Annotated in this window: 26 protein-coding genes; 12 read left to right on the top strand and 14 right to left on the bottom strand. The window is 61.5% G+C overall.

The window, feature by feature from the left end; all coding sequences use genetic code 11:
• Positions 1-64: 64 nt before the first annotated feature.
• The 8 genes from J4D25_RS15380 to J4D25_RS15345 form a co-directional block, all read right to left on the bottom strand.
• On the bottom strand, positions 65-1,066 hold the full coding sequence (locus J4D25_RS15380; RefSeq protein ID WP_057714178.1) for a glycosyl transferase family protein: 1,002 nt from the start codon (positions 1,064-1,066) through the stop codon (positions 65-67).
• Complete coding sequence (locus J4D25_RS15375) at positions 1,063-1,398, bottom strand: TusE/DsrC/DsvC family sulfur relay protein (RefSeq protein ID WP_057714179.1); 336 nt, start codon at positions 1,396-1,398, stop codon at positions 1,063-1,065. The genes J4D25_RS15380 and J4D25_RS15375 overlap by 4 nt, the downstream gene beginning before the upstream one ends.
• Complete coding sequence (gene tusB, locus J4D25_RS15370) at positions 1,395-1,688, bottom strand: sulfurtransferase complex subunit TusB (RefSeq protein ID WP_057714180.1); 294 nt, start codon at positions 1,686-1,688, stop codon at positions 1,395-1,397. Before tusB ends, J4D25_RS15375 begins: the two co-directional genes overlap by 4 nt.
• Complete coding sequence (gene tusC, locus J4D25_RS15365; protein WP_057714181.1) at positions 1,688-2,050, bottom strand: sulfurtransferase complex subunit TusC; 363 nt, start codon at positions 2,048-2,050, stop codon at positions 1,688-1,690. Before tusC ends, tusB begins: the two co-directional genes overlap by 1 nt.
• A 1-nt stretch (position 2,051) precedes the next feature.
• Positions 2,052-2,444 (bottom strand): sulfurtransferase complex subunit TusD, encoded by a 393-nt coding sequence (gene tusD / locus J4D25_RS15360; RefSeq protein WP_057716586.1) that lies wholly within the window; start codon positions 2,442-2,444, stop codon positions 2,052-2,054.
• A 200-nt stretch (positions 2,445-2,644) separates the two neighbouring features.
• A complete protein-coding gene (locus J4D25_RS15355) occupies positions 2,645-3,349 on the bottom strand; it encodes a YoaK family protein (protein ID WP_057714182.1) in 705 nt (234 codons plus the stop codon).
• A gap of 25 nt (positions 3,350-3,374) precedes the next feature.
• Positions 3,375-3,704, bottom strand: coding sequence for a DUF6388 family protein (locus J4D25_RS15350; RefSeq protein ID WP_057714183.1), 330 nt, complete (start codon positions 3,702-3,704; stop codon positions 3,375-3,377).
• A gap of 19 nt (positions 3,705-3,723) precedes the next feature.
• A complete protein-coding gene (locus tag J4D25_RS15345) occupies positions 3,724-3,972 on the bottom strand; it encodes a hypothetical protein (RefSeq protein WP_057714184.1) in 249 nt (82 codons plus the stop codon).
• Between the two features lie 148 nt (positions 3,973-4,120).
• On the opposite strand from J4D25_RS15345, the gene J4D25_RS15340 reads away from it, so the two are divergent.
• Positions 4,121-4,471 (top strand): hypothetical protein, encoded by a 351-nt coding sequence (locus J4D25_RS15340; RefSeq protein ID WP_057714185.1) that lies wholly within the window; start codon positions 4,121-4,123, stop codon positions 4,469-4,471.
• A gap of 131 nt (positions 4,472-4,602) precedes the next feature.
• Here the strand turns inward: J4D25_RS15340 and J4D25_RS15335 are convergent, their stop codons facing one another.
• A complete protein-coding gene (locus J4D25_RS15335; RefSeq protein ID WP_057714186.1) occupies positions 4,603-5,028 on the bottom strand; it encodes a GNAT family N-acetyltransferase in 426 nt (141 codons plus the stop codon).
• 146 nt (positions 5,029-5,174) lie between these two features.
• Here J4D25_RS15335 and J4D25_RS15330 point away from each other — a divergent pair, with 146 nt between their 5' ends.
• Together J4D25_RS15330 and J4D25_RS15325 are read left to right on the top strand one after the other, a co-directional pair.
• Positions 5,175-5,612 (top strand): hemerythrin domain-containing protein, encoded by a 438-nt coding sequence (locus J4D25_RS15330; RefSeq protein ID WP_057714187.1) that lies wholly within the window; start codon positions 5,175-5,177, stop codon positions 5,610-5,612.
• 66 nt (positions 5,613-5,678) lie between these two features.
• Positions 5,679-6,272 carry an NUDIX domain-containing protein gene (locus J4D25_RS15325; RefSeq protein WP_057714188.1) on the top strand — a complete coding sequence of 198 codons (594 nt, stop codon included), beginning with the start codon at positions 5,679-5,681 and terminating at the stop codon, positions 6,270-6,272.
• A 168-nt stretch (positions 6,273-6,440) separates the two neighbouring features.
• Here the strand turns inward: J4D25_RS15325 and J4D25_RS15320 are convergent, their stop codons facing one another.
• On the bottom strand, positions 6,441-6,956 hold the full coding sequence (locus J4D25_RS15320) for a methylated-DNA--[protein]-cysteine S-methyltransferase (RefSeq protein ID WP_057714189.1): 516 nt from the start codon (positions 6,954-6,956) through the stop codon (positions 6,441-6,443).
• A 137-nt stretch (positions 6,957-7,093) separates the two neighbouring features.
• Here J4D25_RS15320 and ggt point away from each other — a divergent pair, with 137 nt between their 5' ends.
• Both ggt and J4D25_RS15310 read left to right on the top strand, forming a co-directional pair.
• Positions 7,094-8,821 (top strand): gamma-glutamyltransferase, encoded by a 1,728-nt coding sequence (ggt, locus tag J4D25_RS15315; protein ID WP_057714190.1) that lies wholly within the window; start codon positions 7,094-7,096, stop codon positions 8,819-8,821.
• 69 nt (positions 8,822-8,890) lie between these two features.
• Entirely contained in the window at positions 8,891-9,424 is a 534-nt protein-coding gene (locus J4D25_RS15310) for a cysteine hydrolase family protein (RefSeq protein ID WP_057714191.1), read from the top strand.
• Positions 9,425-9,649: 225 nt separating this feature from the next.
• Here J4D25_RS15310 and J4D25_RS15305 read toward each other — a convergent pair whose 3' ends face one another.
• Positions 9,650-10,552 (bottom strand): LysR family transcriptional regulator, encoded by a 903-nt coding sequence (locus J4D25_RS15305; protein WP_057714192.1) that lies wholly within the window; start codon positions 10,550-10,552, stop codon positions 9,650-9,652.
• 199 nt (positions 10,553-10,751) lie between these two features.
• Here J4D25_RS15305 and J4D25_RS15300 point away from each other — a divergent pair, with 199 nt between their 5' ends.
• The 7 genes from J4D25_RS15300 to J4D25_RS15270 all read left to right on the top strand — a co-directional run bounded on the left by J4D25_RS15300 (position 10,752) and on the right by J4D25_RS15270 (position 20,239).
• Positions 10,752-12,251: a cytosine permease gene (locus tag J4D25_RS15300; RefSeq protein ID WP_057714193.1), complete on the top strand. Its 1,500-nt coding sequence runs from the start codon at positions 10,752-10,754 to the stop codon at positions 12,249-12,251.
• Positions 12,248-13,087: a nitrilase-related carbon-nitrogen hydrolase gene (locus J4D25_RS15295; RefSeq protein WP_057714194.1), complete on the top strand. Its 840-nt coding sequence runs from the start codon at positions 12,248-12,250 to the stop codon at positions 13,085-13,087. The genes J4D25_RS15300 and J4D25_RS15295 overlap by 4 nt, the downstream gene beginning before the upstream one ends.
• 90 nt (positions 13,088-13,177) lie before the next feature.
• Positions 13,178-14,200, top strand: a complete 1,023-nt coding sequence (locus J4D25_RS15290; protein WP_057714195.1) for a helix-turn-helix transcriptional regulator — start codon at positions 13,178-13,180, stop codon at positions 14,198-14,200.
• A 148-nt stretch (positions 14,201-14,348) separates the two neighbouring features.
• The gene (locus J4D25_RS15285; RefSeq protein ID WP_079246735.1) at positions 14,349-16,199 is read left to right on the top strand and encodes an amidohydrolase; all 1,851 of its coding nucleotides are present in this window, start codon (positions 14,349-14,351) and stop codon (positions 16,197-16,199) included.
• Positions 16,200-16,217: 18 nt separating this feature from the next.
• A complete protein-coding gene (locus J4D25_RS15280; protein WP_057714196.1) occupies positions 16,218-17,957 on the top strand; it encodes an amidohydrolase in 1,740 nt (579 codons plus the stop codon).
• Positions 17,958-18,064: 107 nt separating this feature from the next.
• Positions 18,065-18,805 (top strand): TorF family putative porin, encoded by a 741-nt coding sequence (locus tag J4D25_RS15275; RefSeq protein ID WP_057714197.1) that lies wholly within the window; start codon positions 18,065-18,067, stop codon positions 18,803-18,805.
• Between the two features lie 45 nt (positions 18,806-18,850).
• A complete protein-coding gene (locus J4D25_RS15270) occupies positions 18,851-20,239 on the top strand; it encodes a cytosine permease (protein WP_057714198.1) in 1,389 nt (462 codons plus the stop codon).
• A gap of 145 nt (positions 20,240-20,384) precedes the next feature.
• On the opposite strand, the gene J4D25_RS15265 is transcribed toward J4D25_RS15270, so the two are convergent.
• From J4D25_RS15265 to lipA, 3 genes are read right to left on the bottom strand one after another with little or no spacing between them, the layout of a single operon-like run.
• Complete coding sequence (locus J4D25_RS15265) at positions 20,385-21,104, bottom strand: L,D-transpeptidase (protein WP_057714199.1); 720 nt, start codon at positions 21,102-21,104, stop codon at positions 20,385-20,387.
• Positions 21,101-21,859: a M15 family metallopeptidase gene (locus tag J4D25_RS15260; protein WP_057714200.1), complete on the bottom strand. Its 759-nt coding sequence runs from the start codon at positions 21,857-21,859 to the stop codon at positions 21,101-21,103. The genes J4D25_RS15265 and J4D25_RS15260 overlap by 4 nt, the downstream gene beginning before the upstream one ends.
• Positions 21,860-21,892: 33 nt before the next feature.
• Positions 21,893-22,882, bottom strand: a complete 990-nt coding sequence (gene lipA / locus J4D25_RS15255; RefSeq protein ID WP_057714201.1) for a lipoyl synthase — start codon at positions 22,880-22,882, stop codon at positions 21,893-21,895.
• Between the last annotated feature and the right edge of the window lie 100 nt (positions 22,883-22,982).

The following is a 22,982-nucleotide window of genomic DNA, read 5'->3' as shown; positions in this document are numbered from 1 at the left end:
ATGGAGTCGAGTCTATTCCGATGAGTTCGAACAAAAAGCGCAAAGATCGGACGCGAATGATCGATTAAATCGATTTGTCCCGCGCGGCCCAGTATTTTTCAGCGGTTTCGAAGGCCTGTTCGCGGGTCTGGCCAAGGCCACGCAGGGCCAAGGCCATGGTCGAGATCAGGGCCATTTGCGGGTAGCTGTCGACCACGTCGCCACGCCAGACCGCTTTCAAATGCTCAGGATCAAGCGAGGCAGGTTTGACGTGACGCTGCGCCGACAACTGCGGCCATTCCTCGTCCCAGCTCTCGCCCCCGGTGGTGCCGTACAGGTGACTGTCGGCGTCCGGGTTGATCTCGATCTCGCCGCCATCGCCCTTGATCACAATGGCGGTATCACCGAGCAATCCACTGGCGTCGCGATGCACGGCCTGATAACCCGGGTGGAAAATGCTCTGCAGGCCACAACGGGCGCCCAGTGGGTTGAGGATCCGCGCCAGCGAGTGGATCGGCGAGCGCAGGCCCAGGGTGTTGCGCAGATCGATCATGCGTTGCAGCTGTGGCGCCCAGTCCATCAATGGCATGAAGGCCAGGCCGCCGTTATCCAGCGCCGAACCCACCTGTTGCCAGTTACGGCACAACGGGATGTTCAATTCGCCCAGCAGTTGCTCGCTGTACAAGCGTCCGGCCGTGTGGGCGCCGCCGCCGTGCATGAAAATCCGCACGCCGTTTTGCGCCAGGCACTTGGCCGCCAGCAGATACCACGGCAAGTGCCGCTTCTTGCCGGCATAGGTCGGCCAATCCAGATCCACTGCCATTGCCGGAGGATTCAGGCGTTCGCGCAATGCCTCGGTGAAACCCGCCATCTCCTCGAAGCTTTCTTCCTTGTGCCGCAACAGCATCAGGAAGGCGCCGAGCTGGGTTTCCTCGACCTTTTCATCGAGCACCATGCCCATGGCTTCCCGGGCCTCGACCCGGGTCAGGTCACGGGCGCCGCGCTTGCCTTTGCCAAGGATCCGTACGAACTGGGCGAACGGATGCTCGGCGGGCGTTTCGAGTGTCAGTGCTGGGTAATCGGTCATAAGCAATTCGTCGGTTTGGGCAGGCCCGCCAGTTTCGCGGCGAGTTTGGCGGGAGTGCCTTTGAACAGTCGGTTCAGGTGCAGGCTGTTGCCTTTTTCCGGGCCGAGTTTCAGGGCGGTGTACTTGATCAACGGGCGGGTGGCCGGTGACAGCTGGAATTCGGCGTAGAAACTGCGCAGCAGTTCGAGGACTTCCCAGTGTTCGGGCGTCAACTCGATGTCTTCGGCTGCCGCCAGGGCACTGGCCACATCGGCGGACCAGTCACTCAGTTCGACCAGGAAACCGTCCTTGTCCAGTTCGATGGCGCGGGGGCCGACCGTCAATGCCTTCATAGCCAACTGTTGACCTTGTCGTAGTGAATCGACAGCTCGACGAAGGCCGGGTAATCGATGGCACTGGCCCAGTCTGGAACCGCAAGCGCACGGGCCTGGGCATCTTCGGCCAGCACGAACAGCTTCAGGCCACGTGCGCTGAGCGCAGTGAACGGCGCGGTGCCTGGTTGCAACGCATAGGCGGCATCACCGGACAACAGCAACCCGTCGTTGGCGCCGATCACGCGCAGGCAACTGGTCAGGCGTTCGTCGCCGAACGGGGAATGAGACAACACATGCAAAGTCGACATCAGAGGGTGATCACCTGGTCGTAACGGTCAATGAGGGCGGTGATTTCGTGGGCGGTCAATACCTGGGCTTCTTCCAGCGACAGGCCGCTGGGGGCCAGGCCACGCTGGGTGATGCTGTCGCCACAGGCAAACAGTTCCTCGACACCGAACATCGGCAGGGCTTGCAGGTTGGCGCTCAGGTCTTTCTGTTGCAGGGCCTTGGCGTTCTGACCGGCGGCCAGCTGGAACACGCCGTCATCGAGAAACAACAGGCCGATCGGCAGATCGAAAGCGCCCCCGGCCAGCACGATATCCAGCGCTTCCCGCGCGCCTGGGCCGGACCACGGCGACTGGCGGCTGATGATCAATATGGATTTGGCCATGTCATGCGCCTCCGAAACAGATCAGACGGTCGGCATCCTGCGCCGCGTCATGCAATTGGCCGAGGCCGGACAATTCCCACGGTGCGCCGACGGCTACAGCCTCACGCTGATAGCGCCTGGCTTCTTCCTCGTTCAACACGCCACGACGCAGCGCGGCGGCGATGCACACCACGCCATCGAGTTGATGGTCACCGACAAAGGCACGCCATTGCTTGGGCAAGTCCGGTTCATCCTGGGGCGTGACCACGCTGGCGGACGCGTTGTAGACGCCGTCCTGATAGAAAAACAGCCGGACAATCTCGTGCCCGCCGGCCAGCGCGGCCTGGGCGAACAGCAGGGCGCGGCGCGAGGAGGGCGCATGGGCGGCGGAAAATACGGTGATGGCGAACTTCATGACGGACTCGATCAGCGAAACTGCCGCCATGATAATGCTTTATCGGCGGGGCGGCTAAAGTGATGTTGTCCGGGTGGGCCTCATCGCGAGCAAGCTCGCTCCCACAGTGGACGTGTGGTGGTTGCTGATTTTGTGTCCGACGCAAATCCCTTGTGGGAGCGAGCTTGCTCGCGATGAGGCCCGCCCAGTCAACACCAGACTCAGCGCGGCATATACCCCAACTGCCAGCGCCGCGGGATCTTCAACGACAACACCCCGAGCCCGGCAGCCAGCAGGCCACTGGCAAACAACGCCTTGAGCCCCAGGTGATGTTCCAGCACGGCACCGAGTACCGCGCCTGCGAACATGCCGGTCCAGGGGATCAACTGCACCCGCCAGCCGCTACGGCGCTCGCCGAGCATCCAGCGGCCCAGCCCGCGGCCGAAACGCGACAGGGCACCGGTAACGTAGGTCAGGCCCACCGGCAGGCCATTTACTTCTTCCACCGCGGCGTTGAGCATGCCCATGGCGATGATCGCCGCCAGCAGGGCTGGCAGTTGCTCGTCATACGGCCAGGCCGCGGCGGCGCACAGCAGGGCGGCAATGCACAGTAACAAGGGCAGGGTCCGGCGTCTGCCCAGGCGGCTGACGATAATGCCCAGCGCGTTACCGACGATGAAGGTGGCGATGAGGATCACCAGGCGCAGGGTCAACCCAAGGTCACCAGTACTGATGGCGACCGCCATCCGGGTGGTATTGCCGCTCATGAACGAGACGAAGTCGCCGCTGGCCATGAAGCCGATGGCGTCGGTCATGCCGGCGAGTACCGAGAGCATGGCCACCAGGCTCAAGCCTATGCGCCCGCGCCATTTCTGTGTGTGCAAATGACCTGGGCTGGCGTGGGTCCTGGCGGTGTTGGGCAGCATCGGCGATGGCCTCCATGAACAGTGTTTACGGTTTTATCCCATTCAACTCGCAATATTCCAGCCAGTCCATGCCGGCCATTTCCGCCACTTCTCGGTGCACTTCAAGGCGCTGCGCTTCGTAGTCCCGGGGCGTGGCGGCAGTTAACTGCAACGTCAGTTCCCAGGCGAACAACTGCTGGCGTTCTGCTTCAGCTTCAAACGCTTCGTGCAGCCGTTCTTCGCGATACTGTGCCGCCGTTTCACCCTTGGCCTGGGCCAACAGCGGGTTGAGGTGGTCGAGTTCTTCGCGCAACTCGGGGCGCGCATCGAGAAACCGCTTCAGTGCTTGCTCATGCTGCAGTTCGGTTGCCGCCATGGTCGCTCCTTGGATGGGATTACGAAGGCTGCTTCTTACTGGCCTTGGCCGCTGCCGCCAGGCATTCGAGGGCAAACTGTTCGGTGTAGGTCATCTGGATCGGCGTGGTTTCGCCTTTGACGGTTCTTTCGCCGTCGAGGATGTAACGAATCCGCTTGTCGGTGACGCCGATTCGCTTGGCAATCCAGGAAGGCGTCTGACCGATCTGGCTGATCAGCTTGTCGGCATATTCAGTGCTCGGTTTGTAGAACTCGGCATTAGGTGTCATCAGGTTTCCAGTCATGGGTGCGATGCGGCGATATTGGCGCGACAGGGTGCGCGAATCGTTGCGCGCTGTCGCGGTATAGATGCAGTAAAGCAGAACGATACGGCCCGCCGGGGTGATAAAGTCCGCTTTTTCCTGATGAGTGAATGCAATGCGAATTCTGATGGTGGCGCTGGCCGTGACGTTGCTGGCCGGATGCGCCGGCTCGGCGATGAACGACGCCCGCACCAAGGCCCCGTACAAGACCCTGAACTCGGAAAAGCCGGGAAAAGACGTCGCCCAGTGCGTGCAGTTTTCCTGGCAGGACGAGGCCGTGTTCGGCGTCGATGCCGCTGCCTATCTGCAACCGGGGGAGAAGGGCGGCACGACGGTTTACACCCGTTCGGCGGAGTCTTTCGTCGACGTGACCACCGATGCCTCGGGCACGGTGTTGAGCTACTACGCACAGAAGGACGATTTCATGGCCAAGCGACGCTTGGCGGCGTTGGCGACTTGCCTATGATCTGACGCTGTACCCCCTGTAGGAGCGAGCTTGCTCGCGATGGTCGTCAACGAAAACGCCGGATGCCTGACACCCCGCGGCGTTCCGGTTTTTTTCGCGAGCAAGCTCGCTCCTACAGGGGGGGGTATGGATCAGTAGCTCAAGCGTTTCTGGAAGAAGAAGTGCTTGTGGCCCGGCGGGTAATCGGCAATGTGCCCGATCTCGCTGTAGCCGCATTTCTTATAGAACCCAGGTGCCTGGAATTCGAAGGTGTCGAGCCACAGCCCGACGCAGCGCCGTTCCCGCGCCAGGTCTTCGGCCATCTGCATCAGTTTCGAACCCAGGCCCTGTCCCCGGGCCTGTTCCGGCACCACCAGCAAGTCGATGTACAGCCACTGGTAAAACAATCGGCCATGCAGGCCGCCGAGGATCTCGTCGTTGTCGTCGCGCACCAGCAAGGCGATGTGCTCGGGCACGTTGCCTTCGGCTTTCGAGCTGTTGTACGCGCGCAATGGTTTGAGAATGGCCTGGCGTTGTTCATCCGTGGGAGTTTGCGACAGTTCGATACGCAGGTTCATGGCTATATCCTTATGGCAGTGAAACCGCAGCCTAGCGTGGTCGCCGCGAATGTTCCATCGGCACAAAGCAGGTGGAACCGTCGCCTGCGCGCAGATGTCACTCATTAGTACGCGTCATTCCAGAGTGCGACCGATGAGGACACGCCGTGAATATTTTCGAAGCCCTGCGCGAAAGCCATGAACGCCAACGTACTTACGCCAAAGCCCTGATCCACACCAGCGGCGACAGCCCCGAACGCGTCGAGGCCTACAAACAACTCAAGTCAGAACTGCAAGCTCACGCCACGGCCGAAGAGCGGCATTTCTACATCCCGTTGATGGAGCTCGACAACGGTGTCGACCTCAGCCGTCATGGCATCGCCGAACATCACGAAATTGACGAAATGATGGAGGAACTGGACGACACCGAGATGTCCAGCCCGGCCTGGCTGGTGACCGCAAAGAAACTCTCGGAGAAAGTGCATCACCACCTCGAGGAAGAAGAGCAGAAGTTCTTCCAGATGGCCGGCAAGCTGCTCAACGACAAACAGAAAGAGTCATTGGCCGGACAATACGAGAAGGAGTACAAGGCGCAGTTTGCCTGAGGGGGCAAAGGCTGTGCGTTTTCACTTAACATGTGGACCCTCAGACAAATCACAGGACGCGTTGTCATGTCGAACACAGCCGAGCGGGTCAACATCCTTGAGTCTCAGGTATTGTCCCACGACTGGTACCTGCTCAAGAAAATCACCTTCGATTACCAACGCAACAACGGCGAGTGGCAACGCCAGGTCCGGGAGGTCTACGACCGTGGCAATGGCGCGGCGATTCTCCTGTACAACCGCGAAAAGAAAACCGTGGTACTGACCCGGCAATTTCGCCTGCCGGTGTTCGTCAACGGTCACGATGGGCTGTTGATCGAAGTGGCGGCGGGGCTGCTGGAAGGCGCGGCACCTGAAGACCGCATCCGCGATGAAGCGGAGGAGGAAACGGGTTACCGCGTGCACCATGTGCAGAAGGTGTTCGAGGCGTACATGAGCCCCGGTTCGGTGACGGAAAAACTGCACTTCTTCATTGCCGAATACGACGCGAAGTCGAAAGTCAGCGACGGTGGCGGGCTGGAGGCGGAAACCGAGGAGCTGGAAGTGCTGGAGTGGGCGTTCGAGGACGCGCTCGAAGCGTTTTACCGCGGCGAGATCTGCGACGCCAAGACCATCATGCTGTTGCAGTATGCGGCGATGAAAAACCTCTTCGCCCCAACCTGACCCTGTGGCGGAAGGGCTTTTGTGGCGAGGGGGCTTGCCCCCGTTCGGCTGCGAAGCAGTCGTCATCGCGGAGCGTGCGAACGTCCAGAATAAAAGTACAAATGCTTTTGGGACCGCTGCGCAGTCCAACGGGGGCAAGCCCCCTCGCCACAAAGATGCAGTGCGTCCCTAAAACAAATCATCCATGCGACTGGCGCCTGACCACTCGCAGCCCTCCAGGGTCAGCAACAACGCCTTCGCCTCAAGCCCACCGGCAAACCCGGTGAGCTTGCCCGACGCGCCAACCACCCGATGACAGGGCGCCACGATCGAAATCGGGTTCTTGCCATTCGCCGCACCCACCGCCCTGACCGCTGCCGGGTTACCGATCTGTTCGGCGATCTGGCTGTAGCTGCGCGTCTCGCCGAACGGGATGGTCAGCAGCGCCGCCCAGACCTTCTTCTGAAATTCCGTGCCGGCAAAATCCAGTTCCAGTTCGAAGCGATCTCGGGTGCCGGAAAAATATTCGCGCAACTGCGCAGCCGTGCGCACCAGGATCGGGTTGTCCGGCGCTTCGCTCATCGGTCCGAGGCGCACCCGGCCGGGTTTGTCGTTTTCCCAGAGGATGGCCGCCAGTCGTGAACCGTTCGCGACCAGCTTCAACTGGCCGACCGGGGAGGCCACGGTGATGCAGGTATAGGTCATGTCAGGGGCTCGCGCGAAATTGCTGAACAGGCGTTAAGGATACTGTCTCGACGGGGAGGCGCAATACGTAATCCCGACCATACTTGGCTACGGCTTTTGAAGCGTTTTCCTACGAAATAACAAGAAGAGACCGACTCATGAAGTACGAACCTTTTGCCAAATCGCTGATAGCGACCTCATTGGCACTCAGTTGCCTGACCGCCCATGCCGCCTCCGTGGCCCCGGCTACCGGGGAAAACGGCATGGTGGTCACGGCCCAGCACCTGGCCAGCCATGTGGGCGTGGATGTGCTGAAGAATGGCGGCAACGCCGTCGATGCGGCGGTTGCGGTCGGGTATGCGCTGGCGGTGGTCTACCCCGCAGCCGGCAACCTCGGTGGCGGTGGTTTCATGACCATTCAACTGGCGGACGGGCGCAAGACCTTCCTCGATTTCCGTGAAAAAGCGCCGCTGGCCGCCACCGCCAACATGTACCTGGACAAGGAGGGCAACGTCGTTCCCGACTTGAGTACCCGTGGCCACCTGGCCGTGGGTGTGCCGGGCACCGTTTCGGGCATGGAACTGGCGCTGTCCAAGTACGGCACCAAGCCACGCAAGGAAATCATCGCCCCGGCCATCAAGCTCGCTGAAGACGGTTTCGTGCTGGAGCAGGGTGATGTCGATCTGCTGGACTACGCCACCGACATGTTCAAGAAGGACATCAAGGATTCCGGCTCGATCTTCCTCAGCAAAGGCGAGCCGATGCAAGTCGGCCAGAAACTGGTGCAAAAGGACCTGAGCAAGACCTTGCGGGAGATCTCCGAGAAAGGTGCCGACGGTTTCTATAAAGGTTGGGTGGCCGACGCCATCGTCACCTCCAGCCAGGCCAACAAGGGCATCATCACCCAGGCCGACCTCGACAAATACAAGACCCGCGAACTGGCGCCCATCGAGTGCGACTACCGTGGCTACCACGTGGTCTCGGCACCGCCGCCAAGCTCCGGTGGCGTGGTGATCTGCGAGATCATGAACATCCTCGAAGGCTATCCGATGAAGGATCTGGGCTATCACTCGGCCCAGGGCATGCACTACCAGATCGAAGCGATGCGCCACGCCTATGTGGACCGCAACAGCTACCTCGGCGACCCGGATTTCGTGAAGAACCCGATTGCCCACCTGCTGGATAAAAACTACGCGACCAAGCTGCGCGAAGCGATCAAACCACAAAAGGCCGCGGTATCCAGCGAACTCAAACCCGGTGTAGCGCCCCATGAAGGCAGCAACACCACGCATTACTCCATCGTCGACAAATGGGGCAACGCGGTGTCGGTGACCTACACCCTCAACGACTGGTTCGGTGCCGGCGTGATGGCGAGCAAGACCGGGGTCATCCTCAACGATGAAATGGACGACTTCACCTCGAAAATCGGCGTGCCGAACATGTACGGCCTGGTGCAGGGCGAGGCCAATGCCATCGCACCCGGCAAGGCGCCGCTGTCGTCCATGAGCCCGACCATCGTCACCAAGGACGGCAAAGTGGTGATGGTGGTCGGCACTCCGGGTGGCAGCCGCATCATCACCGCGACCTTGCTGACCATGCTCAACGTGATCGACTACGGCATGAACATCCAGGAAGCGGTGGATGCGCCGCGTTTCCACCAGCAGTGGCTGCCGGAGGAGACCAACCTGGAGGCCTTCACCACCAGCCCGGACACGGTGAAAATCCTCGAGAGCTGGGGCCACAAGTTCGCCGGTCCCCAGGATGCCAACCACCTGGCGGCGATCCTGGTCGGCGCGCCATCCCTGGGTGGCAAACCGGTAGGCAATAACCGTTTCTACGGGGCGAACGACCCACGGCGTAACACCGGGTTGTCGCTGGGTTATTGAGGGTTGTGTCCGGAAGGGGACGGGCTTATGTTCGTCTCCTGACCCCTCGACATATCAAGGAAGGAAATCATGACCACTGCGTTGTTAATCATCGACGTCCAACAGGCTTTGTGTTCCGGGGAGTACGAGTGCTTCGAGATTGGACGGGTCATCAACACCATCAATGACCTGTCTGCCCGGGCGCGCAAGGCCGGCGTTCCGGTGGTGCTGATCCAGCATGAAGAAGCGGGCAGTCCGCTGGCGCATGACGCTGCCGGCTGGCAACTGGCGGAAGGGCTGCAAACCTCGCCAAAGGACCACCGCGTGCGCAAGACCACCGGGGATTCGTTCTATCAGACCAACCTGCAACAGTTGGTGCCGGTACAGGACTTCGAACGCCTGGTCATCTGCGGCCTGCAGACCGACTATTGCGTCAACGCCACCGTGCGCCAGGCCCTGAAGCTGGGCTACGACGTGGTGTTGGCGGCAGACGCACATTCCACCGTCGACAACGGCAACCTGACCGCCGAAGACATCATTTCCGAGCACAACAAGGACCTGGCGCACCTGACCGGTTCCGTGGCGCGGATCGACGTGGTTCCGGCCAAGGATATCCACTTCTGAAACCACCGCATTTCCCCTGTGGGAGCGAGCTTGCTCGCGATGACGTCATTACAGCCAGCATTGATGTCGGCTGAACCACCGCTATCGCGAGCAAGCTCGCTCCCACAGTGATTTCGGTCGCTCCCGAATTTTGCGTATACCCACTAACCCCGTGGGAGCGAGCTTGCTCGCGATGGCGTCATTACAGCCAGCATCGGGTTGACTGACCCACCGCTCCCACAGGACCTACACCGCTCCGAAAATCTCGATCAGCTCGTTCAGGAACGCACTCACCAGATCCCGCTGCCGCGCCGAATGTCGCACCGCCGCATGAAAGCTCACCTCATAGCGCAGCAGATCCGGGTTCAGCGGGTGCAACTGCCCCAGCTGTTCATGCCGGGTCGCGTAGTGCTGCGGCAGAAACCCCAGGTGCTGGCCGGACAGAATCAGCAGGGCCGCGCCGTCCATGCTGTCGGTGAGCACGGTCAGGCGTTCGATGGAGGTGGGGGCCGGCATTTCCGGTAGCGGATGGCTCGGCCAGACCCAGTCAAACCCGCTGACATCTTCCCGGGTCAGCGCGCCAACCTGGTCGAACAGTGGATGCGAGGGCGCGCAGTAGGCAATCTGGGTTTCCGGGAACAGCGGGAAATAATCGATGCTGGGCAAGCGGTGCCAGAAGTAACCGATGGCCAGGTCGATATGGCCATTGATGATTTTTTCTTCCAGCAGCGACGACGACAGCTCGGTGAAGTGGAAGTACAGCCCCTCGTGCCGCGCCCGCAAACGGGCAATGGCCTGGCCGATTTTCCTGTTCGCCACCGGATCGATTTGCCCCAGCAGGCCGATGTTGATGCTGCCCGAGACTTTGCGGTTGATGTGCTGCACCTCGACCCGAAAACCTTCGGCCGCCGCCAGCAAACGCCGGGCTGCCTCAATGAATTGAGTACCTTTGGGCGTCACGGAAAACCCGCCGCGCCCACGCTCGCACAGGCGGAAACCGACCCGCGCTTCCAGCGTTGCCAGTTGCGCGCTGATCGTGGGTTGCGTGGTGTTGAGAGCGGTTTGTGCCGCCGAGATGCCGCCCGCTTCGACGACGGTCAGAAATACCCGGATCAGACGCAGATCCAGCTCCGTAACAGTTCCCAGCATGGGGGCTCCCGATTCTCGCTTACATAGATACCGATCTATGTGAACAGTGTGCCTGCGATATTTTACTGCCAGAACTCACGCCCTACATTGCCGTGAAACCAGCGTCATCGTCAGCTTTTTCTGGAGTTTCACCTGATCTGGACGTCGTAGCGAGCGCTGTACCCACAAAAACAACAAACAACAGCATAGGAACAATCGTATGTCAGGTTCCCCAGTGTCTGCGCACGCCACCGAGGCGAGCGGCGGGTTGGCCATCGAAGGCCACTCCATCGATTACATTCCGGAAAACGAACGTCACGCCAAACTCGGCAGCCAGGGCCCATTCTGGTTCCTCGGCAATTTCCACTTCTTCACCATCTCCATCGGCTTTGTCGGCCCGAGCCTCGGCTTGTCGGCGCTGTGGACCATGCTCGCCGGTGCCCTGGGCATCATGTTCGGCACCATTTTCATGGCGTTCCACGGCTCCCAGGGCCCGGAAATGGGCCTGCCGCAGATGATCCAGTCCCGTGCGCAGTTCGGTTATCGCGGGGTGATCCTGGCGTTGATGGCGACGATGTTTGTGTTCGTCGGTTTCAACGTGGTGAACATCTCGCTGATCATGAACGGCCTTGAACATGTGTTCGGCATCGACCCGACCATCGTCGCCGTAGCCGTGGTACTGATCGGCGCGCTGTTGTCGATCTACGGCCACGACCTGATGCACAAGGCCTTCAAGTGGGCCTTGCTGGCGACCTTGCCGCTGTACGCACTGGTGACCATCGCCCTGATGTTCGGCGCAGGTTCCGAAGGCGTCACCCCGGCAACCGACCTGGGCTTCAACTGGGTGGCCTTCGCCACGTTGTTCGCCATCGGTGCCAGCTACAACATTTCCTATGCACCCTACGTGTCCGACTATTCCCGTTACCTGCCGAAAAACACCAGCCGGACGAAACTGATTGCGGCGGTGTTCATCGGCGCCTCGTTGTCGGGCAGCTGGATGATCGGCCTCGGTGCCTGGCTGGCGCAGCAATTGAACGCGGCGGATGCGCTGGTGGCGTTGAATCAGGTCGGCTCGTCGATGATTCCGGGGCTGGGCAATCTGCTGGTGATCGTTTCGGTGGCGGGCTTCCTGCCGATCATCGCGCTCAACACCTACAGCGCCATGCTGACGCTGCTGACCGGCGTCGACTCGATCAAAAAAATCACCCCGACACCCCGCGCCCGTGTGCTCTCGATCAGTGTGATCAGCGTCATCCTGTTGACCTGCGTGCTGTCGATCAAAGGTGACGGCATCGCTCTGCTGAACACCTTCCTGGTGTTGCTGCTGTACTTCCTCGTGCCGTGGACCGCCGTCAACCTGGTGGACTACTTCTTCGTGCGCAAGGGCCGTTATGCGATCCCGCATTTCTTCACGCCAAAAGGCATCTACGGCGCCTGGCAATTTCGCGGCATCGTTTCGTACCTGATCGGCTTCGCCGCGATGGTGCCGTTCTTCTACATCTTCAACGCAGCGGCCAACAAGGAAGTGTTCGTTGGTCCGCTGGCGCGGATGCTTGAAGGCGTGGACATCGCCTGGCTGGTGGGGCTTGTGGTGTCGGGGCTGACCTACTACCTGCTCAGTCGCTCGATTGATCTGGCCGCCGAACGCCGGGTGATCGACGCGCTGAGCGAAAGCGACATCGTCGCCATGACCCATTCATCTGCGGAGACAGTGCGTTGAACAACGCTAAAAACACAGTGGTCGCCTGCTGCCAACTGGCACCGAAAATAGGCGACCTGGCCTACAACCGCACGCTCACCGAACGCGCGATTCGCCAGGCAGCCTTTCAGGGCGCGCAAGTCGTCGTGCTGCCCGAACTGGTGCAGAGCGGCTATCTGTTTGCCGACCGCTTTGAGGCGCTGGGCCTGGCGGAAACCGTTGATGGTCCGACTTTGCAACTTTGGCAGACCCTGGCCCGTGAGCTGAACCTGGTGATCGTCGGCGGCTTCTGCGAGCGCCTGCCCGCTGATGAACTGGCCAACAGCGCGGCGATGATCGACGCCAACGGCCTGCGCGCGGTGTACCGCAAGGCGCATCTGTGGGATGCCGAGAAGGACATCTTCACGGCCGGCGATGCGCCACCGCCGGTGGTCGAAACGCTGCATGGACGGCTCGGCATGCTGATTTGCTACGACCTGGAGTTCCCCGAGTGGGTGCGTCTTGCGGCGTTGGCCGGGGCCGAACTGTTGTGCGCGCCGGTCAACTGGCCCGACGGTCCGCGGCCGCAAACCGAGCGCCCGGCCGAAGTGCTGCGGGTGCAGGCCAATGCCTCGGTCAACCGCATGTTCATCGCCGCCTGTGATCGCTATGGCCATGAGCGTGGAGTCGGTTGGGTCCAGGGCTCGGTCATCGTCGATGCCGACGGCTACCCGTTGGCCGGGCCGGCGGAGCAGGGTGGCGAGCAGATGTTGCTGGCCACGCTGAACCTCGCCGAGGCGCGCAACAAGCGCATCAGTGCGCGCAATGACCTGCATCAGGACCGCAGACCACAGCTGTACGGGTTGCACAGCACTTAGTAACCGATGATGTCATTGCGTGCTGGACGCTCGTCACGGGCCTATGGCATCGTCGAAACCAAAGGCCATGCAGTGAACGGGAACGCAATGATGGGGGAGGGAAATAAAGTCGAGGGCGACGCAACGATGGTCACGCTCAAGGCGTTCAATCATTGCGTATTGCACCTGGGCCGGCTGGCGCGGGAGAGCGGGGCGTCGCGGTTCATCGCCGATGGCCTGCAGGCATTCGGTCAGCTGGTGCCCTTCGCATCTGCCTGGTGGGGCGAAATGTCTGCACCAGGTCCTGAGGTGCCCATGCAAAGCTGGATGCATGGCAGCATCAATCTTCCTGAATCCTTTGCCGCCGAATGGCATCCGGTGGCGGCCAACGATCAATTCTCCTACGCCACGCTCAATCGTCCCGGTGAGGTGGTATGCGACACGGGTTTCAACGACCCTTGCGAGGCGGTCAATGATTTCGCCCGGCGCTTCGACCTCTATCACTTGATGAGCATCACCTACGAATTGCCCGAAAGCGGCCTGATGTTTTTCGTCTGCCTCTACCGGGGGCAGGATGAACAGGCGTTCGAGGAGAACGAAGCCGAGCTGTTTTTGGCGTTCTGCGATCACCTGTTCCAGCTGTGGCGGTTTCAGGTGCAGGACATGATTCGCTTCGACAGCGAAAACGGCGCGAGTGATTTTGGCGTCGCGCGCATGGACGGCAGTCTGCTCTATGTGGGGGCCAGGTTGTGCGTCGCCATCCAGCGCGAACTGCCCGGATGGAGCGGTTCCACGCTGCCACCGGAGGTAATCGCGCAATTGTCCAAAGCCCCCTGCGTGATTCGTCTGGGCCGCTGCGCCCTGACCCTGAGCCCCAACGCCGAACACGTCATCCTGTCCCTCGAAGCACCGTCGGGCGGGGACGGCCTGGCACCTCGGGAGCGCACGGCGGCGATGCTGTTCGCCGCGGGCCACTCCTACAAGGAAATCGCCAGAATGCTCGCCCTGAGCCCCGCGACCGTGCGCACCTATTTGCGTAACTGCTACTTGCAGCTCGGTGTGAAAAGCAAGGTGGAACTGGGCTCCGTCCTGCGTTCACCGGGTGCGCTGACGGAGTCCGTGCGCCGGGACTGATCCCCGCCGTTTCAATTATTTGCCTTACCCCTCCTCATTTGCAGAGGTCCATTCGCGCGCCGCGCCCTATAGGGTAGGCCCTGTCTATACAAGGGCTTGCGCAGTCGCTTCGGGCCGCTTCAAAACAATAAGAACAGGGGTGAGGCATTTGAGACTTTCCAGGTTGTTCATCGCCGTTGCATCGACAACGGCGTTTTCCTGCGTGGCGTTGGGCGCGGCGCCCGCCGACACGGTCATGCGCAATGGCTACGTCTACACCGTCGATGGCCAGAATTCCGTGCAGCAGGCCATCGCCATTTCAGGTGGCAAGATCGTCTACGTCGGCAGCGATGCCGGGGTCGACGGCTACATCGGCAAGCAGACACAACTGATCGACCTGGCCGGACGCATGCTGATGCCGGGCTTCGTCGATGCACACATGCACCCCGGGGATGGCGGTCGAGCCATGACCTTGTGCGACCTGAAATACCAGACTATGACCCGCGCGCAGTTTCAGGCAAGCATTCAGGCCTGCCTCGATGCCGAAAAGGACAAGGGCCCGGACGTCTGGCTCGAAGTGGGCAGCTGGGACCGCATGGGCATGACCGGGCTCGACGGCGATGCCGACAAATCGACCCTGGACGCGCTCAAGACCCAGCGTCCGATCCAGGTGCGCTCCACCGATTTCCACACCGTGCTGACCAACTCCCGCGGCCTGGAACTGGCCGGGATCAACAAGAACACCGCCGACCCCGAGGACGGCAAATACCGACGCGACAGCGCCGGCAACCCGAACGGTATTTGTGAAGACGGCGCCGCCGAATCGTTGGCCGCCGTGGTGCCGCCGGCGACCGACGCGGAAAAACTCAATCAGATGCGAGCAGCCCTCGACGCCATGCGCCAGCAAGGCATCACCAGTTTCTTCGATGCGCTGGCGGGGCCGGAAAACGGCAAGGCCTTCACCCGCCTGCAACAGTCCGGCGAACTGACCGCCCGGGCCTTGCTGGCGATCAAGCTGGACCCGGCCGCCGCGGCCGCCGACCCGGTGAAAACCATCGCCGAGGCCAAGGCCCTGGCCAGCACCTACGACCAGGGCGACGTGAAGGTCGCGCCGGGCGTGAGCATGCGCCACGTCAAACTGTTCTTGGACGGCATCATCAATGCCCCGGCGGACACCGGCGCCATGTTGACCCCGTACCTGCACAACAGCGGCACCGACAAGGCGCCGCAGTGGACGCCGGGCAAGAACCTGGGCGAGCTGTACTTCCCGCCGCAGGTGCTCAATCCGCTGGTGCTGCAAGCGGTCAAGGCCGGTCTCGATCCGCACCTGCACGCCACCGGCGAGCGTGCGGTGCGCGATGCACTGGACAGCGTTGCCTACGTGCGTCAGCAACTGCCCGGTCAAGACTTCCGCCCGGCCATCGCTCACGCCGAGTCAGTCGACCCTGCCGATTACGCACGTTTCAAGGCTCTGGACGTCACGGCCACCATGTCGTTCCAGTGGGCGCAGCAGGCCCCGTCCACGGTCGACGGTACCAGCGATCACCTCGGTGCCGCGCGATTTGCGCGCATGGAACCCTCGGGCAGCATCGCCCATGCCGGCGGTCGCGTGGCCTTTGGCAGCGATTGGCCGGTCGATCCGCTGGATGAATTCCTTGCGCTGAAAGTCGGTGTCACCCGTTCCGGCGACCCGAGCAATCCGCACAGCTATGGCCCCAAATATGCCGGGCGACTCAACGCCGATCCGGCGCTGTCGCGAGCCGAGGTGCTGCGCAGCATCACCCTCAGTTCCGCCGAACAGCTGAAGCTGGACGCGGTGCTGGGCTCGGTCGAAGTCGGCAAGTTCGCTGACCTGATCGTGCTCGACAAGAACTTCATGCAGGTGCCCGAGGAGGAACTGGGCCGCAATGACGTGCTGCTGACGTTGGTTGGCGGCAAGGTCGTGTGGGCCAAGGCGCCGTTCCTGGGACTGGCGCCACAGGTTGTTTCCCAAGTTGTCACTTCTCGATCCGTCCAATAAAAACTAGAGAGCGTTCCGATGCGATTTATTCCAAACCTGTTGGCCGCCGCGCTGGCATTGTCCTCGGTACAAGCGATGGCCGCCGCTGACCTGGTGTTGTTCAACGGCAAGGTCTTTACCGCCGAACCCGGCCAGGCGCTGGTGCAGGCTGTTGCGGTGCAAGACGGCAAGATTCTGAAAGTGGGCAGCGATGCCGAAATCAATGCCCTGGCCGATACCAAGACCCAGCGCATCGACTTGGCGGGCAAAGTGTTGATGCCGGGCATGATCGACACCCACAGCCACCCGGTGGTGGGCGCTTTCGACAGCATGAAAGCCAACCTGCTGGACGAGGTCAAACCCTTGCCGGAACTGGAGCAATGGTTGATCGAGGAAGACAAGGCTGGACGCGCACGCGCCGGCGATGTGATCAGCGTGGCCGGGGTCAGTTCGGCTTACTGGGAGAAAAGCCGTGAACTGGGCAAGGTGTTCAACCAGGGACGCTGGGCGGATCAACCGATTGTCTTCAGTGGCATCGACGGGCACACCGGTTGGGCCAACAACGCGATGCTCAAACGCCTGGACATCGACACGGCGCTGGTCAAGAGCCTGCCGGAAAAGGAACGCGGTTACATCGGCCATGAAGCGGACTTCACTCCTAACGGCTACTTTGCCGAATCCCGCTGGGACGTGGTGCGCAACGGGATTCCGGCGCCCACCCCGGAGGCCATGCTCAAGGCCGCTCGCGAGGCGGTGAAGATCAACAATCAATTCGGCGTCACCGCCTGGATGGACGCGGCGGCGAACGGCGGCAGTGAGGATTCGCTGTTCGATTTCCATGCCACCGCCGAAAGTGTCGGCGTGCTGCCGCTGTACAAGGAACTGGCGCAGAACGGCGAACTCAGTGCCCACGTCGCCGCGTTGATGGTCACCAACCCGAAGAGCAAACCCGCCGACCTGGAGGTGATCGCCACGGTAATGAAACAGTTCGAGGGCGTGCCTAACCTGACGTTCCCCGGCGTCAAGGTGTTTGTCGACGGCATTCTCGAATTCCCGGGGCAAACAGCGGCGGTCGTCGTGCCGTACAAGAACAGCCACAAGGACGGTCAGCTGCTGACCGACCCGGCGCACTTTGGCGAACTGGTGGTGGCAGCGGAAAAACGCGGCTGGATCGTGCACATGCATGCCGTCGGCGACCGCGCGGTGCGTGAAGCGCTCAATGGCGTGGCGTATGCGCGCAAACTCAGCCCGACACCTGTGCCCCACAGCATCGCGCACCTGCAACTGGTCAACCCCAAGGAGTTTGCGCGCTTCAAGCAACTGGGCGTGATTGCCTCGATGCAACTGCTGTGGGCCACCGGCGAGTCCTACACCGTCGAACTGGTCAAACCTTACATCAGCGCCTTTGCCTACGGTTACCAGTATCCCGCGCGGTCCTTGCATAACGCCGGCGCGACGATTGCCGGTGGCAGCGACTGGCCGGTGTCGAGCGCCAATCCGTTCAATGCCATTGCCCAGGCCAGCACGCGCAAAGGTCCGTTGGGCGTACTCAATGCCAAGGAAAGCATCGACCGCCAGACCATGTTCTACGCCTACACCATCAACGCGGCGAAAACCCTGCGCCTGGATCAGCAGATCGGTTCGCTGGCTCCGGGCAAGCAGGCCGACCTGATCATCCTCGACCGCGACGTGTTCAAGGTCAGCGATGACGACCTGTTCGAAACCAAAGTCCTGAACACCTTCTTCGCCGGCAAACAGGTCTACGCCCCCGCGTCCTGACCTGCGTACACCCAGCACACGCAAAAAACCGCCAGCCCCTCGTAGCGCGAGGGGCCTGGCATCGCCATGCCTGAAATTCCCGTACGCCATAACAACAAGAGAATTGTATGAACGCACTTTCAGCATTGACCCTCGCGACACTGGCATTGATCCCCCTGACCAGCCAGGCCCTGACCCTCAACGATGATTTCAGCCTGGACATGACCCTGGGCGTCGTCAGCGATTACCGCACCCGGGGCATCTCGCAGACCTTGGGCGATCCGGCAGTGCAGGGCGGCGCAACGCTGTTGCACAGCAGCGGCCTGTACATCGGAGCCTGGACCTCCAACGTCGATTTCGGCGGCGGCTTCGATACCCGCCAGGAGCTTGAGTACTACGCCGGTTATTACTGGCAGGCGACGGATGCCATCAGCCTGGATCTGGGCTACATCAAGTACGACTACCCGAAAAATTCCGACTTCAACCTCAGCGAGGTCTACGCCGTCCTCGACCTGTACGGCGTGAAGCTGGGTGCCTATTACTCCAAGGACACGCCGAACTTCTTCGGCGAGGACCAGGACACCCTTTACACCTACCTGGGCTACAAAATCGAATTGCCGGCCGAAGTCGGCCTGGACCTGCGCTTTGGGCGCAACGATGTGAATGACCCCGCGTTCTGGTCCGCCAATGGCGATAGCCGTGAGTCTTACTACGAGTGGGAAGCCAAGCTGACCCGCGACTTCGTCGGCGTCACCTGGGGCCTGAGCTATATCGACACGGACTTGTCGAAAAGCGAGTGCGCCAGTTGGTACGGCTATGACGACCTGTGCTCGGCCACGGTCGTTGCCAGTGCCACCAAGACCTTCTAAGTTCAGCCCCGACAACAAAAACAGTTCCTCAAAGGAAACACCCTCATGAGTGCGCAACGCAGTCCCCTGATCGAGACCCGCTCGATCGATTTCATTCCCGAGGCTGAGCGACACGGCAGTCTCTATAGCCAGTTCACCCTGTGGCTCGGCGCCAACCTGCAGATCACCGCCATCGTCACCGGCGCCCTGGCCGTGGTGCTGGGCGGCGATGTGTTCTGGTCGCTGATCGGCCTGTTGATCGGGCAAGTGTTGGGCGGTGCCGTGGTGGCGCTGCACGCGGCGCAGGGGCCGAAGCTCGGGCTGCCGCAGATGATCTCCAGCCGAGTGCAGTTCGGGGTGTATGGCGCGGCGATCCCGATTGTCCTGGTGTGCCTGATGTACCTGGGGTTCAGCGCCACCGGCGCGGTGCTGTCGGGGCAGGCGATCGCGCAGTTGATCAGTGTCAGCGACAGCACCGGCATCCTGATTTTCGCCGCCTGCATCGCGTTCCTGACGATCTTCGGTTATCGGGTGATTCACCTGGTCGGGCGGGTGGCCAGCGTGCTGGGCATCATCGCGTTCGCCTACCTGTTCACCCGGTTGATGACCCTCAACGACATCGGCCTGCTGCTCGACAATCGTCATTTTGGCTGGAGCACCTTCCTGCTGGCGGTGTCGCTCTCGGCATCCTGGCAGATCGCCTTCGGCCCCTACGTGGCGGACTACTCACGTTACCTACCGAGCAAGACCTCATCGTGGAAAACCTTCGCCGCCGTGGGCCTCGGCACCGTGCTGGGGGCTCAGACTTCGATGGTGTTGGGGGTGTTCGCCGCCGCACTGGCCGGGGCGAATTTCCGTGGGCACGAAGTGGCGACCATTGTCGGCCTGGGCAGTAGCGGTGTGATCGCGTCCTTGCTGTACCTGAGCATTGTGTTCGGCAAGGTCACGGTGTCCACCCTCAACGCTTATGGCAGTTTCATGTGCATCGCCACCATCATCAGCGGCTTTCGTCGTCGCCTGGAAATCACCGCCCGCCAGCGCATGCTGTTTGTGCTGCTGATCGTCGCGGCGTCCACCGCGCTGGCATTGCTGGGGCAGTACTCGTTCCTCAACTCGTTCAAGTACTTCATCCTGTTTTTGCTGACGTTCTTCACCCCGTGGAGTGCGATCAACCTGGTGGATTACTACTTCATCAACAAGGAACGTTACGACATCCCGGCACTGTCCGACCCGGCAGGGCGCTACGGTCGCTGGAACGTGCTGGGGATCAGCGTGTACGTGATCGGCGTATTGATCCAGTTGCCCTTTGTCGACACCCATTTCTACTCCGGGCCGATGGTTGCGCAGCTGGGCGGCGTGGATATTTCCTGGATCGTCGGGCTGCTGGTGCCGGGTGTGATCTATTACGCGCTGGCCAAGCCGTCGATGAGTGGCGTGGTGGTTGAGCGGGGTTAATTCCCGCATTTGTGGCGAGAGGGCTTTTGTGGCGAGGGGGCTTGCCCCCGTTGGACTGCGTAGCAGTCCCTTTTTTGGGTGCACTTCGTGCCCCAACGGGGCGATGCGGCGTTCCGACAAGCCCCCTCGCCACAGGGTTCAGCGTTTACTCGCGTTCGGGAAGTTCCCAGCGCAGGCGCAACTGTTCGTACTGCGCTTCGGGCAGTTGCACCAGCATCGGGGATTTTCCCGGGTCCAGCCAGTTGAGCAACCGCGCGATATCCACCGGGGCCATGGCGGTGCAGCCGCGAGTCGGTGCGGTGGGTCCGCGCCAGATGTGGAAGAAAATGCATGATCCGGCAGCGGGAGTGGCCAGGGTGTTGTGCCGGATGAAAATGCCCTGGCGATACAAGTCATCGCTGCGGCGCATGCGTTCGGAACTGTTCCAGTCTCTTGCAATGACCGAGCTGTCGACCAGCTCGTTGTAGCGAGCCGACTGGCTGTCGTCCACGCATTCGATGGTCGCTGTCAGCGCCAGGTAGGGCAGGCGGGTATTGGCCGAAGGCTCGTAGCCAAACGCCGTGCCCAGGCTGAACATCCCGGCCGGCGCCTTGCCGTCGCCTTCCTTTTTGATCGGCCCTTCAGGTCGCCCGGGGTTGAGTTGGCCCTTGCCCCAGCCCATGCCATTCTTGCCGAGCACCACTGTAAAGGGCGCTTCGAATTTCTGGAAGGTCTGCCCGTGCCGTTCATAGCGCTGGGCAGTACCCTGGATGTCATCCCAGCCTTTACTGGTGACCACGATCAGTTGGTCACTGCCGTCGAGTCCCTGGGCCATGGCGGCCAGCGGAAAAAACACCACCAACAGGGTCTTGAGGAGAGTGTTCATGGTGCGAGCGGCGTGATGGGGAAGTTCATGACGTCCGGCTTCGGCGGATTCCCGCTGTACGTGAAGTGCCACCACTCGGCCGAATAACCCACAAAGCCTTCCTTGGCCATGGCACTGGTCAGCCGCTGGCGATTGGCCTTGGCCGTGGCGTTGATCAGCGCCGAGTCGGTGTGCGCCCGCTCATCGAAGCAATCGAAACCGGTGCCCATGTCGAGGGCTCCATCGCGCCAGCGCTGGCCATAAGGGGCGGTGCAATCCACGGGCGCGGCCGAAGGTGTCCAGGTGTCGGCGGGAAGGGCGTCGGGGCCGGTCAGGGTCAGGTCGACGGTGTTGCCTCGGGAGTGATTGGACACCCGGGCCACATAACCCAGGCGCCAGAAGTCCTGCTTGTCGACCCGTGGATAGAACTCGGTCTTGAGCGGGTCGCCGGGTTCGCTGGCGAAGCGTCCCATGTCCGCCACCGCGCGGGTCGGGCGATAGCAGTCGAATACCTTCAAGCCGTAGCCTTCGGCTTTCAGTGAGTTTTGCACTCGGGTTAACGCCTTCGCCGCATCCTGCGACAGCAGGCACTCCGCCGCCTGGTAGCCGTCGAGCGGGTGCCCGGTGAAGTTGTGCGCGCTGGCGTAGCGGATGTCCTGCGAGATGCCCGGGTCGACGCTGCGCACATACACCATGTGTCCGGGTTTCGACTCGTCGGCCATGCACGGCGTGGCAAGGCTCAGGCACAGCAACAACAGACAGGGTGAACGCGACATCGGGAACGGCTCCATGCATGACCAGTCATTCCATCATGGCTTGAAACCGTCCGTACCTCCATGAAGTTGTTGATCGGCGTGATAGGACGAACGCACCAGCGGCCCGGACGCCACGTTCTTGAAGCCCATGCGCGTGCCTTCTTCGGCGAACCAGGCAAAGGTGTCCGGGTGCACGAAGCGCTGCACCGGCAAGTGACTGCGGGACGGTTGCAGATACTGACCGAGGGTCAGCATGTCGATGTCGTGCTCGCGCATGCGCTGCATGACTTCGATGACTTCTTCGTCGGTCTCGCCCAGACCCAGCATCAGGCCGGACTTGGTCGGAATGTGCGGCATCATCTGCTTGAATTTCTGCAGCAGGTCCAGTGACCACTCGAAGTCCGAACCCGGCCGCGCGGCCTTGTACAGGCGCGGTACGGTTTCCAGGTTGTGGTTGAACACATCCGGTGGCTCATGGGCGGTGATCGCCAGGGCCACGTCCATGCGTCCACGATAATCCGGCACCAGGGTTTCCAGTTGAATGCCGGGCGACAGCTTGCGGATCTCGCGCAGGCAATCGACAAAGTGTTGGGCGCCGCCGTCGCGCAAATCGTCGCGGTCCACCGAGGTGATCACCACGTACTTCAGGCGCAGCTCGGCGATGGCCACGGCCAGGTTCATCGGCTCGTTGGCGTCCAGCGGCTTGGGCCGGCCATGGCCGACATCGCAGAACGGACAGCGACGGGTGCAGATGTCGCCCATGATCATGAAGGTCGCCGTGCCACCGGAGAAGCACTCGCCCAGGTTCGGGCAGGACGCCTCTTCGCAGACGCTGTGCAGCTTGTGTTTGCGCAACAGTTGCTTGATGCGGTCGACCTCGGGAGAGATCGGCATGCGCACGCGAATCCAGTCGGGTTTGCGCGGGAATTCATCCGTGGGAATGATTTTCACCGGAATCCGCGCAACCTTTTGCGCACCGCGCAGTTTGGTGCCGACCTCTACTTTGGCTGGACCTTTTTGCGCCGCTTCAGCAATGACAGTCATGGTTTTTCCTTGTGCAGACAGCTAATCAGGCAGGGCACGGAACCTGTGGGAGCGAGCTTGCTCGCGATGGCGGACTTTCATTCAACATCAATGCTGAATG

Source organism: Pseudomonas sp. GW456-L13, assembly GCF_017350115.1.
Lineage (GTDB): Bacteria > Pseudomonadota > Gammaproteobacteria > Pseudomonadales > Pseudomonadaceae > Aquipseudomonas > Aquipseudomonas jessenii.
This window is presented reverse-complemented; position numbering and strand designations above follow the sequence as displayed.

Bases quoted from the DNA above. Each gene is read 5' to 3' on its own strand.
- J4D25_RS15290 (WP_057714195.1), top strand. From the start codon at position 13,178: ATGGGGGAGGGAAATAAAGTCGAGGGCGACGCAACGATGGTCACGCTC.
- ggt (WP_057714190.1), top strand. From the start codon at position 7,094: ATGAAGTACGAACCTTTTGCCAAATCGCTGATAGCGACCTCATTGGCA.
- J4D25_RS15305 (WP_057714192.1), bottom strand. From the start codon at position 10,552: ATGCTGGGAACTGTTACGGAGCTGGATCTGCGTCTGATCCGGGTATTT.
- J4D25_RS15320 (WP_057714189.1), bottom strand. From the start codon at position 6,956: ATGACCTATACCTGCATCACCGTGGCCTCCCCGGTCGGCCAGTTGAAG.
- J4D25_RS15310 (WP_057714191.1), top strand. From the start codon at position 8,891: ATGACCACTGCGTTGTTAATCATCGACGTCCAACAGGCTTTGTGTTCC.
- J4D25_RS15335 (WP_057714186.1), bottom strand. From the start codon at position 5,028: ATGAACCTGCGTATCGAACTGTCGCAAACTCCCACGGATGAACAACGC.
- J4D25_RS15355 (WP_057714182.1), bottom strand. From the start codon at position 3,349: ATGCTGCCCAACACCGCCAGGACCCACGCCAGCCCAGGTCATTTGCAC.
- J4D25_RS15270 (WP_057714198.1), top strand. From the start codon at position 18,851: ATGAGTGCGCAACGCAGTCCCCTGATCGAGACCCGCTCGATCGATTTC.
- J4D25_RS15265 (WP_057714199.1), bottom strand. From the start codon at position 21,104: ATGAACACTCTCCTCAAGACCCTGTTGGTGGTGTTTTTTCCGCTGGCC.
- J4D25_RS15350 (WP_057714183.1), bottom strand. From the start codon at position 3,704: ATGGCGGCAACCGAACTGCAGCATGAGCAAGCACTGAAGCGGTTTCTC.
- tusD (WP_057716586.1), bottom strand. From the start codon at position 2,444: ATGAAGTTCGCCATCACCGTATTTTCCGCCGCCCATGCGCCCTCCTCG.
- J4D25_RS15380 (WP_057714178.1), bottom strand. From the start codon at position 1,066: ATGACCGATTACCCAGCACTGACACTCGAAACGCCCGCCGAGCATCCG.
- J4D25_RS15280 (WP_057714196.1), top strand. From the start codon at position 16,218: ATGCGATTTATTCCAAACCTGTTGGCCGCCGCGCTGGCATTGTCCTCG.
- tusC (WP_057714181.1), bottom strand. From the start codon at position 2,050: ATGGCCAAATCCATATTGATCATCAGCCGCCAGTCGCCGTGGTCCGGC.
- J4D25_RS15340 (WP_057714185.1), top strand. From the start codon at position 4,121: ATGCGAATTCTGATGGTGGCGCTGGCCGTGACGTTGCTGGCCGGATGC.
- J4D25_RS15260 (WP_057714200.1), bottom strand. From the start codon at position 21,859: ATGTCGCGTTCACCCTGTCTGTTGTTGCTGTGCCTGAGCCTTGCCACG.
- lipA (WP_057714201.1), bottom strand. From the start codon at position 22,882: ATGACTGTCATTGCTGAAGCGGCGCAAAAAGGTCCAGCCAAAGTAGAG.
- J4D25_RS15325 (WP_057714188.1), top strand. From the start codon at position 5,679: ATGTCGAACACAGCCGAGCGGGTCAACATCCTTGAGTCTCAGGTATTG.
- tusB (WP_057714180.1), bottom strand. From the start codon at position 1,688: ATGTCGACTTTGCATGTGTTGTCTCATTCCCCGTTCGGCGACGAACGC.
- J4D25_RS15300 (WP_057714193.1), top strand. From the start codon at position 10,752: ATGTCAGGTTCCCCAGTGTCTGCGCACGCCACCGAGGCGAGCGGCGGG.
- J4D25_RS15345 (WP_057714184.1), bottom strand. From the start codon at position 3,972: ATGACACCTAATGCCGAGTTCTACAAACCGAGCACTGAATATGCCGAC.
- J4D25_RS15375 (WP_057714179.1), bottom strand. From the start codon at position 1,398: ATGAAGGCATTGACGGTCGGCCCCCGCGCCATCGAACTGGACAAGGAC.
- J4D25_RS15275 (WP_057714197.1), top strand. From the start codon at position 18,065: ATGAACGCACTTTCAGCATTGACCCTCGCGACACTGGCATTGATCCCC.